The organism is Chitinophaga sp. (assembly GCF_035761305.1).
Taxonomy (GTDB): domain Bacteria; phylum Bacteroidota; class Bacteroidia; order Chitinophagales; family Chitinophagaceae; genus Chitinophaga.
This window is the reverse complement of the sequence record NZ_DASTRI010000186.1, coordinates 30,218-42,253: the sequence shown is the minus strand read 5'-3', so window position 1 is coordinate 42,253 and position 12,036 is coordinate 30,218. Positions and strand designations below refer to the sequence as shown.

Here is a 12,036-nt window from a genome sequence, read left to right as displayed (position 1 = left end):
ATTCCACCGAAAAACATGCACACATGAAAAAGTTACTCACCATAGCGGTTGCCGTGCTGTCGTTAGGAGCGGCAACATCCTGCAAAAAAGCGCTGGAAGAAAAAGTATATGATTTTAAAGATCCCGAAACCTTTTATCAAACCGACCAGGAGCTGCTGCTGGGCATTAACGGCGTGTACAAGAATTTAATGACCTGGAACCTCTGGATCTCGCCTGCCTGGCAATCGGTGCTGGGTGAAGATGATGACCTGCTGCTGGATAACTGGCTGGGAGGCGGCTACAGCGGCAACCAGGCCGGCCAGTGGTACATACAGCGCCCGTGGACAGGCTACTATTACGTGGTGCAGCGCGCCAACCTGGTGCTGAAATATGCCGGTCAGGTAACCGGCAACGCCGCCATGATCAACCGCATACGCGGCGAAGCCCTTTTCCTGCGCGGGTTTTGCTACTTTGAGCTGGTAATGCGCTATGGCGCCGTGCCCCTGCGCCTGCAGGCCTATGATCCCTCACAATCAATGGACCTGGCGCGCAGCCCGGTAGCCGATGTGTACAAACAGGTAGAAACCGACCTGAAAGCCGCCGCTGATCTGCTGCCGGCCGGCTATAACGGTGACGGCTACGGCGAAAGCGACCGGGAGCGGCCAACCAAAGCCGCTGCACTGGGATTACTCTCAAAGGTGTACATGCACATGGCAGGCGATGAGCTGAAGCAAACCCAGTACTTTGCAGCAGCGGTTACTGCTGCCAAAGCCGTAAAGGACATGGCCGACGCCAACGGCTATCCTGCCCTGGAAGCATCGTATATGAAGCTGTTTGACGAGCCTACGCAATACCTGAGCAATGAAATACTGTTTGCCATACCCGCCACCCATTCGCCCAACCAGGGCGCCGAGCTGCCCGGGTACTTTTCACCACCCGGCTTTTACAGCGGTGGCGGCAGCGGCGGCTGGGTAAGTTTGCGCAAGGATTTCTACGACAAGTTTGAAACCGGCGATAAAAGGGTGGCTTTTGGCACCGCCATATGGACCACCTGGAAAGACCAGGGTAACGCTACCTATTACCAGGTTTCACAGCTGCCTGCGGGCGCAGTGCTGCAAAGCCAGGGCACCTGGGGCGGCGAGTACGATGGCGGCGGCGGTTACGGGCAAAACACCTACACGCTCAATGGCAACACCATTTACGGTTCTCCGCGCTACTACAGCCTGAAGTACACGGATCCGAATGCGCAGGCCAAAGACGAAAACGGCAACGATCCCATTATCCTGCGCTATGCCGATGTGCTGCTCATACTAGCCGAAGCGGAGAATGAAGTGAACGGTCCTACCGCGCTGGCCTATACGGCCATTAATGCCGTGCGTGCCCGCGCCGGCCTGGCGCCCCTTTCGGGCCTTACAAAAGATACCTTCCGGGAAAAAGTGCGTAATGAGCGCCGCTTTGAGCTGTACGGCGAGTTCCAGCGCCGCTGGGACCTGATCCGATGGGGCACCTGGCTGCAAACCATGAACGCCGCCGGCCGGCCCCGCCTGGAGTACCAAAAGCTGTACCCCATTGCACAGGAGGAAATAGCAGGCAATAAGCTGATACCGGTAAACAACCCGGGGTATTGAGGTAATTACGAATGATGGAGGTGGGGTATACGTGAGGCGGATCTTTGAAATGCCAAGTGTGTGTAAAGGCATTGAAAATTGATTACAAACGGTTGGTATTCGTCATCTGTAATTCGTAATTTTCAATAGCACTCATGCACCGCTTCGCGGGGCCGTAATTAAATAATTCGTTAACAGTCATAAATGCGCACGTTTTGTAATGAATTATTCATCATTAATTACATTAATGAAACATGTTTCAAAGTAACATTTCATTAAATGTCCACCGCCCTCAATTCGTAATTATTCATAATCATTAACTATTTTCAAAGGCATTCATGTCCCGTTTTGCGGGATCGTAATTGACTAATTCGTAATTAATCATGAAGCGCTTAACCACACTGCTCCTTCTGCTCCCTTTTTTGCTGCATGCGCAGGCCGATCCGCAGGCAGATAGCGCCGTACAGCAGCTGAGCAGCCGCCTGTATAAGCTGATGCAGCACGGCGTTATGTTCGGCCACCAGGACGATATGGCTTACGGCGTTGGCTGGAAATATGTTTACGGCCGCTCCGATGTAAGATCAGTGTGCGGCGATGGCCCCGCGGTATACGGGTGGGACCTGGGCCACCTGGAGCTGGGGAATGCCTGTAACCTGGACAGTGTGCCGTTCGACAGCCTGCGGGCCTACATCCGCGCAGTGCATGAGCAGGGCGGCATTAACACCATTAGCTGGCATGGCAACAACCCGGTTACCGGCGGTAGCGCCTGGGACACGTCGCTGGCGGTAACCGCCATACTGCCGGGCGGCGGCAGCTATGCTGCCTACACAGCCTGGCTCGACAAACTGGCTGCCTTTATGCAATCACTGAAAACAGCAAACGGTACGCCCATTCCCGTTATATTCCGCCCTTTTCATGAGCATACCGGCAGCTGGTTCTGGTGGGGGCAGCGCCAGTGTACAGCTACCGAGTTCCGCACACTGTGGCAGTTCACCGTGAATTACCTGGGCATACAAAAGCAGGTGCATAACCTGCTGTTTGCCTATTCCGCCGCAGATTTCAGTAATGCGGAAGAATACCTGGAACGCTACCCCGGCGATGATTACGTGGATGTAATGGGGTTTGATTTGTACCAGGCCGGCAGCTCACAGCACTACCAGCGCCTGCTACGGCAGCGGTTAAACGTTTTGCGGCAGGTTGCAGCTGCGCATGGCAAAATACCCGCGCTTACCGAAACCGGCCTGGAAAATATACCCGAGCCGCAATGGTGGACGCAAACCCTGCTGCCCGCCCTGCAGGAACATAAGCTCTCTTATGTGCTGGTATGGCGCAATGGCCGCCCCGACCATTATTACGCGCCCTATCCCGGCCAGGCCAGCGCCGAAGACTTTAAAAAGTTTTACGCCGACGGGCATACGATATTTCTAAAGGACGTGGAAAAGTAAAAAGTAAAAAAGCCCCGCAATCAGCTTTTACTTTTTTCTTTTTTACTTTTTCCTTTCTGCCCATAAACCCAGCAAATGAAACTAGCCACTATTGATCTTGTTATTATCCTTGTATACCTGCTGGCTACCATAGCCATTGGCGTTATACTTAAAAAAAGGGCCAAAGCCAGCAAAGACGCCTATATGCTGGGTGGCAAAACCCTGCCGTGGTACCTGCTGGGGCTTTCCAACGCCTCGGACATGTTTGACATTTCAGGTACCATGTGGATGGTGACACTGGCCTTTGTATACGGCCTAAAAAGCATATGGATACCCTGGCTGTGGCCTTCCTTTAACCAGGTGTTCATGATGGTGTACCTTTCTGCCTGGCTGCGCCGCTCCAATGTAACCACCGGCGCGGAGTGGATCAGCACCCGCTTTGGAAAGGGCAGGGGCACATCGCTTTCACATACCATTGTGGTGGTGTTTGCGCTCATCAGCTGCCTGGGTTTCCTGGCCTATGGCTTTATTGGACTGGGCAAGTTTGTGGAGATATTCGTACCCTGGCAAATGGTGCAGCCCTATGTGCCCTTTACAGTAAGCCCGCAGTACGTACCGCATTTTTACGGCATTGTGTTTACGCTGTTTGCCGTGTTTTATGCCGTAATGGGCGGCATGACCAGCGTAGTATGGGCCGATGTGCTGAAGTACCTCATTATGACCGTAGCCGCGGTTACCATTGCTATAATTGCATGGCGTAACCTCTTGGAAAAACAGCTGCCCGTGCCCCCGGGCTGGCACACGCCTTTTTTCGGCTGGCATTTGCACCTCGACTGGAGCCAACAGATACGCGAAGTGAATGACAAAATTAAAAGCGACGGCTTTTCCCTCTTTGGCATATTCTTTATGATGATGGTGTTCAAAGGTATACTGGCCAGCCTGGCCGGCCCTGCGCCTAATTACGACATGCAGAAGATACTCTCCACCCGCTCGCCCAAAGAAGCATCCATGATGAGCGGCATTGTATCGGTGGTGCTGATACCGGTACGTTATGCCATGATCATTGGCTTTGCGGTGCTGGCCCTGTTGTATTACAACCAGCTGAACCTGGGCACGCCGCAGGGCGTTGATTTTGAAAAGATACTGCCTTCCGCTATTTCCAGCTTTGTGCCGGTGGGCCTTACCGGTCTGCTGCTGGCCGGTTTGCTGGCCGCGTTTATGGGCACCTTTGCCGGTACCCTCAATGCAGCGCAGGCTTATATAGTGAACGACATTTACCTTAAATACCTGCAGCCCAATGCCGGTAACCGCAGCATAGCTGTCATGAACTACCTTTCCGGCATAGTGGTAACGCTGGTAAGCATTGTGCTGGGGCTGTTTGCACGGGATGTGAACAGCATACTGCAATGGATCGTATCGGCCCTGTATGGCGGGTATGTGGCCGCCAACGTATTAAAATGGCACTGGTGGCGCTTTAACGGCAGCGGCTTTTTCTGGGGCATGCTGGCAGGTATTGTGCCGGCGCTTATTTTCCCGCAGCTGTTTGCCCATACGCTGGAGCTGTATTACTTTCCGCTCATCTTTTGCATATCCCTGGCAGGCTGTATACTGGGCACCTACGCAGCCCCGGCAACAGATATGGAAACCCTTAAACATTTCTATCGTACCGTAAGACCCTGGGGCTGGTGGAAGCCGGTACATGCGCAGGTAATGGCCGATGATCCGGCTTTTCGGCCCAACAAACGCTTTAGTATGGATATGCTGAACGTGCTGTTGGGCGTAACCGCGCAAATATGCCTTACCCTGCTGCCCATATACGCGGTGCTGGCCATGCAGCTGCCATTAGCCGTTACCGTTATTATACTTGTTATTGTATGCATCATACTCAGGCAAACCTGGTGGAAACACCTGGATGAACAGAACATCTAACCATTTTACCAAACGTTATGAACAACAACCACTTTTCTGAAAGACTCACCCAACTGAAAGCACAGCATGAGGCCCTGCTGGCCCGGCCTAACGAGCCGGTTACACCCGGCAACGGTATTTTCCAGCGCTACCGCTACCCCGTGCTTACCGGCGCCCACGCGCCCCTGTACTGGCGTTACGACCTGAACCCTGCTACCAACCCGCACCTGATGGAGCGCTTTGGCATCAACGCCGTCTTTAACGCAGGCGCTATTAAGTGGAAGGGCAAATACCTGGTGATGGCGAGAGTAGAAGGGGTAGACCGTAAATCTTTCTTTGCCATAGCAGAAAGCAGCAACGGCATTGACAACTTCCGTTTCTGGGAATACCCCTGCGTGATACCGGAAACCGCCGATCCTGATGTTAATATTTATGATATACGCCTCACCGCGCATGAAGACGGCTACATTTACGGCCTGTTCTGCACTGAGCGGCGCGATCCTTCGGCGCCGGCCCATGACCAGTCGGCCGCGCTGGCAAAATGCGGCATTGCGCGCACCAAAGACCTGCATACCTGGGAGCGCCTGCCCGACCTGGAAACGCCTTCGCCCCAGCAGCGCAACGTAGTGCTGCACCCCGGGCTGGTGAACGGGCGGTATGCCTTTTACACCCGCCCACAGGATGGTTTTATCAACGCCGGCACCGGCGGCGGCATAGGGTTTGGCCTGTGCAGCGATATTACCCGTGCTGTTATTACATCGGAAAGCATCCTCGATAGCAAGGCCTATCATACGGTATATGAGGTAAAGAACGGCCTGGGGCCAGCGCCCGTTAAAACACCGGAGGGCTGGCTGCACCTGGCGCACGGCGTACGCAATACCGCGGCCGGGCTGCGTTATGTGCTGTACATGTTTCTTACAGACCTGCACGATCTAACCCGCATCATACACAAACCAGCCGGGTATTTCCTGGCGCCGGAAGGGGAGGAGCGCGTAGGCGATGTTTCCAACGTGGTATTCTCCAACGGCTGGATTGCGGACGACGACGGGCGCGTGTTCATTTACTACGGATCTTCAGATACCCGTATGCACGTAGCCGTTAGTACCGTTAGCCAGCTGCTGGATTATGTGATGCATACACCGGCGGATGGCGGGCGCTCCGCCACTACCATTAATACCATATTCCGGATTATTAACGCTAATAAACAATACCTGTCACATGCAAACCCCGCTTACTCGTTACCGTGAGGAAGTACGGCAGGAGCTGTACAATATTCTCCGCTACTGGCAAACACACACGGTAGATGAAAAGCAGGGCGGCTTTTACGGCGCCCTCAATAATGCGAACGAAATACAGGCCGGTGCGCCCAAAGGCGGGGTGCTGAACAGCCGCATCCTGTGGACCTTTTCAGCCGCCTATGGTTTTGACGGCAACAGGGAATGGCTAACCCTTGCCACCCGCGCCTATAACTACCTGCAGCAGCACTTCCGCGATAAGGAATACGGTGGGGCCTACTGGTCTGTAGATGCTGCGGGCAAACCGCTGGACACCCGCAAACAAGTGTATGGAGAGGCGTTTACCATTTACGCCCTTAGCGAATACTACCGCCACACAAAAGAACAGGCGGCGCTGGACTGGGCCATTGATATTTACCGGCTGGTGGAGCGCTACAGCTTTGATCCGCGGCGCAAAGGATATATAGATGCCTTTTCACGGGAGTGGAAGCGTATACCCGATACAAGCCTCAGCAACCGCGGCGCCAATGCCGACAAAACCATGAATACCCACCTGCATGTGCTGGAAGCCTACACCAACCTGTACCGCGTGTGGCCCGATGCCGGTTTACGCACGCAGCTGTACTACCTCATTAAGGTGTTTATTGATCATATCATAAACGCACATACGCATCATCAAATCCTGTTCTTTGATGCGGACTGGCAGCATCCCTCTACCGTAATTTCTTACGGGCATGATATAGAAGCAGCCTGGCTGCTGCCCGAAGCCGCCGCGCTGCTGAACGACAGCGAGCTTACTCAGCAGGTAAAAGCAGTAAGCATGGCCCTGGCCACTGCCGCCGCAGAAGGACTGGATGCCAACGGCGGCCTGAAGAACGAGTATGAGCCGGCAACCGGCCATACCGATGCCGACAAACACTGGTGGGTGCAGGCAGAAGCGATGGTAGGCTTCCTGGAGGCCTATGCCCAAAGCGGGCAGCAGGCACACTTACAGCACTCGCTGCATGCCTGGGACTTTATTAAGCAATATATACTGGATAAAAAGGAAGGAGAGTGGTACTGGGGTGTTACCGCCAGTCTGGAGGTAATGCCGCACCAGGATAAGGTGGGTTTCTGGAAATGCCCTTACCACAACAGCCGCGCATGCCTGGAGGTAATACACCGCGTGAACAGCCTTGAGTAGGATGAAAAAGAATGAATGCCGGCGCTACGTGTTCGTCCGTTTCGCCAGGTATTTCACCAGCCGCGCAATAAGATCCAGCGGTATGGGCTGGTTCAGGGGAAATTGTACCGACCCCCGGCCCTGTTTGTATCGGGAAAGTTCCTGCTCAAACGGTGAGCTGCCCTGTGGCACCGGGTAAAAGCCGATGTGTTTTTTAAACGCCGCAAAATGTACCAGGTTCCTGCCGTTTAAGGTAAAGGTGGGCATGGCGTATTTAATAGTTGCTTCAGCCTGTGGAACGGCCTGCTGCACAGTAGTGCGTATCTCCTGCAGGATGGATTGAACGCCTGCCGGGAAATCAGCAATGTAAGCGTCTATACTGGTGGGCGGGGAAGGGGGCATAACTAAGAATTACGAATTAGGAATTACGAATTACGAATGAAAAGTGTTGCTGCAAAGCTAACGCAAGCTGCACTGCCAGTCCAATTACCACCAGGCCAAGCGCCTCACCGCTCCATTCTTAATTATTCGCATTCATAATTTATTTACAATGGTGCTTTCCGCAAGTGCGGAACAGGCAATGCACCGCTTCGCGGGGGCGTAATTGACAAATTCGTAATTGACTTCAAAACCAGTTCGCTCTTTCCTCCTCCGGCGGGGGAGGCGCTTTTTCCGGTGCCGGTGCTTCAGCTGCTGTATCAGGCTTCAGTATTTCGGGCTCATGGCGGGCCGACACGTTTTTGCGGATGGCCCCTTCTATTACGGCGCCTTCCTTTACCTCCAGCACCACAGCATTTACGTCGCCCTTTACATAGGCTTCGTTGCTGATCACGGCTTTGTTGGTAATATAAATGTCGCCGTAAATTTTACCATAGGTAACCAGGTCCGTAGCGTACACATTGCCTTTTACGCTGCCTTCCGGCCCGATAACCAGCAGGCCTTCAGTTCTCACATCGCCTTTTACATTGCCGTCAATGCGGCCGGGAATAGCTGCTTCAATAGAGCCTTGTACTACTACTTGCTTCGGTAATAGGAATTTGCCTTTTGAGAAGGCACTAAATAAACGATCTGTAATTGTAGACATCAGTTAGTTGCAGTTGCGCCGCCTGATAAATTTACTTTTTCCTCGTCAAAAACAGAAATGATTGATGATGCATTACCGAGATCAACGCCTACGCTTCGCTGCGGTTTGTCGTCGGAAATGCGCAGTGAGTTGTACAGGTAGCCAATGCTGATGAGGTTTTCCGGTGAAGGCGCAACTTCCACAGGTATAAAATCCCGGAATTCCTCTGCAAAAGCGTCCGTTAATTCACGGTAATGCGCACCGCCGCCCATCAGGTAAATTTTACCGCACTGCTCAAAATCCAGGTCGGTAAAGTAGTTACGCATCAGGGGCGATACCACTTCCCGGTAATATTGGGTAAGCATTTCCTTGCGTACGTCTTTGAGGTCTATTCTTTTACGGTTGGTGAAGATAGAGCCTTTCATGAACGCATCGTCCAGCTGGTGCTCATTCTTCATATCCAGGTAGTACTTTTTATTCAGCTCGCGGGCCAGGTTGTTGATGGCGTATTTAATGCCATGGGAGCTGAAGCAGGTACGGTTAATCAGGCCATCCCCTGTAGCCATGCCGCCTTCAATGGTGCCAAAGCCGAAGCTCACGGCAATGAAATTGTCCAGGTTAGGATCGCCAATGCTTTTCTTTAACCCGATAATGCCGCCTACAATTTCGGGGATAATCTCAAACTTTTCAATATCCAGCATGGCCTTTTTAATGGAGCCTTTGGTATTGAAGGTTTGCGTATCGTATTCAATCAGGAAGTGGCGCTTGGCCAGGTATTGCTCTGCCGCCTGCTTGTAAATGTTATAGGTAGAGAAAGGGAAGCCCATGGTAATAGACAGCGGCTGCTGCACTTTATCGGCCACATTCACCATAGCGCCCTTAAACAGGATGTCATAATCAGCTTCCATCGGCGCTGCATTGGTAATACGGCCCGGGTTAATACCGCCGCGCTTGGCAAGGTTGCCCACCATATACCATGTATCATCTTTTTTAACTTTAATACCATTGAGCAGATCGCGTGAAGAATTTTCTGTGTTGCCAAACGCAGTTTCAAAGACACTAGGGAAGCTGATAGTTGACGCTTTCATGATAGTCTGTTATAATGCTAAAAGTTTAAACAAATAGGAATAGTTATGAGCCATGTACTCTAAGCTGGTACAAGATATAAAATATATTGATCCCTAATAACTTCTAATATAAAAAAAATGTAAATTAATTCGCGGCGGGGCTACAGTTTGATAAGACAATACCGGCCATTGACGCCCGTTGGCCGGGCGCCTGCAAAGAAAGTACAATCTGCTGCTGCCAGCAGCAATGCATTACAGGCAAGCGAACACGTGCCCTGCTGTACATACAGGCAACACAAACTCCTGGTAAATAACCTGGCTAAGCTAAGCAACACAATACCCGCATACGCGGTAAGAAGGGGTACTTGTAAAGAAGGAAGATAATTAAGGGCCTGCCGGCAGGCATCCGGGTATGATGGGTATTACATTTAACGGGTCAGCTATGAAGGAAGAACGGCTATGACGCCTTCTTTTTGCTGGAGCTGGCCTTTTTGCGGCTGCTGCTTTTCCTGTTGGTAGCAGCTGCTTTTTTGCCGGTTGTTTTCCTGGCCTTTGCACGCCCGGATGCAGCTTTACGGGTAGTAGCCGTTGCGCGTTTGCGGGTGCTGCTCTTGGCCGTGCTTTTCTTTGCAGCACTTTTCTTGGGCGCGGCTTTCTTTTTAGCCGTTGCTTTCTTACCGGATGATTTTTTGCTGCTGGCCGAGCCTTTGGGCGGCGGTGGTACTTTCTGGCCTTTTTCCCTGGCTTCCGATAAGCCAATGGCTATAGCTTGCTTACGGCTGGTTACCTTTTTACCGCTACGGCCACTGCGCAGCTTTCCTTTTTTTTCTTTGTGAAGGGCTTCACCTACAGTGTCCCTTGACTTTTCTGAATAACGTGCCATATATCAATGTTTTACTGAACTGTTCCAAAAAGGGGACCAAAACAGCTTGGGCCGGCCAGGCCGCGGCAGCAACAACCTGGCAGCAGCGCACATGCAGGACAAACCTGCATGGAGCCGGCATGCAGCCCAATGCAGCCGTGGTGTAACTGCTGCGCAACCCGGGGTAAAAGCGTTCAGCACGGGCAGTAAAAGCGTTCGCAACTCCTGGTAAAAGCGTTCAATAAGGGTAGCAAAAGCGTATGCAGCTCCTGGTAAAAACGTACAGGCCTGTGTGTATGCCCTGCCTCAGATCGCGGAAACACAAGGGCATTGCTTTAAGCATGGCCAGCTGCATATTGGCCCGCCGGGCGGCTATTACGGCAAGATCGCAGGAGCAGTCAGCTAAGGTGAGCGCTTTAGACCGTGCAGGAACAAATTCACTATAGGCTTTAGGTACGCCGCGCGCGGTTCGTGCCGTGCGTACGTGCCCGGCCCCGTCAGAAGAGTTTTAACTGCGGATCATCGGGTGATTTTTTAGCCGGCGGCTTCGCCCTGCCCATAACGGTGCGGCCGCCGTACTGCCAGGAGGTAGCCCTTTCCCGCTCAATTACCTGCTGGAAGTTTTCATTGGGTATAAAGTCTTTTTCCAGCTTTTCGGAGAGCACGGATAGTTTGCGGATGGCCTCCTGCTTATCGGTATGGCCCAGCTTTGACTTATCCACAGCGCTGCGCAGCACCTGTATGGTTTCGTCATACACTTTGGTGGGTACCGGAAACGGGTGCCCGTCCTTACCCCCATGGGCAAACGAAAACCGGCCGGGATCTGTAAAGCGGGAGGGGGTGCCATATATAACTTCGCTTACCAGCGTAAGGGATTGTATGGTGCGGGGGCCTACGCCTTCCAGCAGCAGCAGCGAGTCAAAATCGTGCAGCCCGCGTTCATGGGCTACGGCCAGCACGGCGCCCAGCCTTTTCAGGTCAACATCTGTTGCCCGCACATCGTGATGCGTGGGCATCAGCAGCTTGCGTATTTCAGGCAGCATGCGCGCGGGGCCTTCCTGTACCAGCTGCAGCAGGCCCGATTTGGTGCCTGCCGCCGCCTTATCCGTCAGGTTCAGTATCTGCCCCTGGTTTTGCCCGTAAATGAAGGTGTGCGGCGTTTCTGTAAATGAAGGCATTGCAGCGGAGTGCCAGTGATAGCGCCGGGCCATGCCGCTGGCGTCGTTCATGCCCTGTTGTATTACGGCCCATTCCCCCGCGTCAGACACCACAAATGAGTGCAGGTATATCTGGAAGCCATCCTGCACCGCAGTGTTATCTACCTTGGCCGACAGCCTGCTGCTGCGAACCAGCAGGTCGCCGGGCAGGCCGGTGCGCGCTGCAATAGCCTGCAGCTCTGCCGGCGTTTCGCGGGAGTAACGGCCCTTGCCGCCGCAAATATAAATGCCGAGCTCTCCGGCCATGGGATTCACTGATTTTTTGAGCGCACCCATTACGCTGGTGGTAATGCCGGAAGAGTGCCAGTCCATACCCATTACACAACCCAGCGCCTGGAACCAGCAGGGATCGCTGAGGCGGCGCAGCACCTCGCCTTTACCATATTGCAGCACAATGGCTTCCACAATGGCGCCCCCCAGCAAACTCATTCTGCGGAATAGCCAGGGCGGTACTTGCCCATAGTGTAGCGGAAGATCAGCGTAAGCCTTGCTCATGAATGTGAAATTACGAA

The 12,036-nt window shown here is 53.1% G+C and carries 11 protein-coding genes; 6 read left to right on the top strand and 5 right to left on the bottom strand.

What is annotated here, in order from left to right; all coding sequences use genetic code 11:
- Positions 1-23: 23 nt before the first annotated feature.
- From VFS25_RS16060 to VFS25_RS16040, 5 genes are all read left to right on the top strand, one after another.
- Positions 24-1,607 (top strand): RagB/SusD family nutrient uptake outer membrane protein, encoded by a 1,584-nt coding sequence (locus VFS25_RS16060; RefSeq protein WP_326463185.1) that lies wholly within the window; start codon positions 24-26, stop codon positions 1,605-1,607.
- Positions 1,608-1,969: 362 nt separating this feature from the next.
- Complete coding sequence (locus VFS25_RS16055; protein WP_326463184.1) at positions 1,970-3,031, top strand: glycoside hydrolase family 26 protein; 1,062 nt, start codon at positions 1,970-1,972, stop codon at positions 3,029-3,031.
- Positions 3,032-3,106: 75 nt separating this feature from the next.
- Positions 3,107-4,939, top strand: coding sequence for a sodium:solute symporter family protein (locus VFS25_RS16050; RefSeq protein WP_326463183.1), 1,833 nt, complete (start codon positions 3,107-3,109; stop codon positions 4,937-4,939).
- 17 nt (positions 4,940-4,956) lie between these two features.
- Positions 4,957-6,165 (top strand): glycosidase, encoded by a 1,209-nt coding sequence (locus tag VFS25_RS16045; RefSeq protein WP_326463182.1) that lies wholly within the window; start codon positions 4,957-4,959, stop codon positions 6,163-6,165.
- Positions 6,137-7,336: an AGE family epimerase/isomerase gene (locus VFS25_RS16040; RefSeq protein ID WP_326463181.1), complete on the top strand. Its 1,200-nt coding sequence runs from the start codon at positions 6,137-6,139 to the stop codon at positions 7,334-7,336. The genes VFS25_RS16045 and VFS25_RS16040 overlap by 29 nt, the downstream gene beginning before the upstream one ends.
- A gap of 24 nt (positions 7,337-7,360) precedes the next feature.
- Here the strand turns inward: VFS25_RS16040 and VFS25_RS16035 are convergent, their stop codons facing one another.
- The 4 genes from VFS25_RS16035 to VFS25_RS16020 form a co-directional block, all read right to left on the bottom strand.
- A complete protein-coding gene (locus VFS25_RS16035; protein ID WP_326463180.1) occupies positions 7,361-7,717 on the bottom strand; it encodes a DUF1801 domain-containing protein in 357 nt (118 codons plus the stop codon).
- A gap of 223 nt (positions 7,718-7,940) precedes the next feature.
- Entirely contained in the window at positions 7,941-8,399 is a 459-nt protein-coding gene (locus tag VFS25_RS16030) for a polymer-forming cytoskeletal protein (protein ID WP_326463179.1), read from the bottom strand.
- Positions 8,399-9,466 carry a ParM/StbA family protein gene (locus tag VFS25_RS16025; RefSeq protein ID WP_326463178.1) on the bottom strand — a complete coding sequence of 356 codons (1,068 nt, stop codon included), beginning with the start codon at positions 9,464-9,466 and terminating at the stop codon, positions 8,399-8,401. Before VFS25_RS16025 ends, VFS25_RS16030 begins: the two co-directional genes overlap by 1 nt.
- 436 nt (positions 9,467-9,902) lie before the next feature.
- Positions 9,903-10,328: a DUF6496 domain-containing protein gene (locus VFS25_RS16020; RefSeq protein ID WP_326463177.1), complete on the bottom strand. Its 426-nt coding sequence runs from the start codon at positions 10,326-10,328 to the stop codon at positions 9,903-9,905.
- Between the two features lie 46 nt (positions 10,329-10,374).
- Here VFS25_RS16020 and VFS25_RS16015 point away from each other — a divergent pair, with 46 nt between their 5' ends.
- A complete protein-coding gene (locus VFS25_RS16015; protein WP_326463176.1) occupies positions 10,375-10,539 on the top strand; it encodes a hypothetical protein in 165 nt (54 codons plus the stop codon).
- A gap of 265 nt (positions 10,540-10,804) precedes the next feature.
- On the opposite strand, the gene VFS25_RS16010 is transcribed toward VFS25_RS16015, so the two are convergent.
- Positions 10,805-12,019 (bottom strand): DUF763 domain-containing protein, encoded by a 1,215-nt coding sequence (locus VFS25_RS16010; protein ID WP_326463175.1) that lies wholly within the window; start codon positions 12,017-12,019, stop codon positions 10,805-10,807.
- Between the last annotated feature and the right edge of the window lie 17 nt (positions 12,020-12,036).

Coding starts and splice junctions, on each gene's coding strand:
- VFS25_RS16060 (WP_326463185.1), top strand. CDS start 24: ATGAAAAAGTTACTCACCATAGCGGTTGCCGTGCTGTCGTTAGGAGCG.
- VFS25_RS16055 (WP_326463184.1), top strand. CDS start 1,970: ATGAAGCGCTTAACCACACTGCTCCTTCTGCTCCCTTTTTTGCTGCAT.
- VFS25_RS16050 (WP_326463183.1), top strand. CDS start 3,107: ATGAAACTAGCCACTATTGATCTTGTTATTATCCTTGTATACCTGCTG.
- VFS25_RS16045 (WP_326463182.1), top strand. CDS start 4,957: ATGAACAACAACCACTTTTCTGAAAGACTCACCCAACTGAAAGCACAG.
- VFS25_RS16040 (WP_326463181.1), top strand. CDS start 6,137: ATGCAAACCCCGCTTACTCGTTACCGTGAGGAAGTACGGCAGGAGCTG.
- VFS25_RS16035 (WP_326463180.1), bottom strand. CDS start 7,717: ATGCCCCCTTCCCCGCCCACCAGTATAGACGCTTACATTGCTGATTTC.
- VFS25_RS16030 (WP_326463179.1), bottom strand. CDS start 8,399: ATGTCTACAATTACAGATCGTTTATTTAGTGCCTTCTCAAAAGGCAAA.
- VFS25_RS16025 (WP_326463178.1), bottom strand. CDS start 9,466: ATGAAAGCGTCAACTATCAGCTTCCCTAGTGTCTTTGAAACTGCGTTT.
- VFS25_RS16020 (WP_326463177.1), bottom strand. CDS start 10,328: ATGGCACGTTATTCAGAAAAGTCAAGGGACACTGTAGGTGAAGCCCTT.
- VFS25_RS16010 (WP_326463175.1), bottom strand. CDS start 12,019: ATGAGCAAGGCTTACGCTGATCTTCCGCTACACTATGGGCAAGTACCG.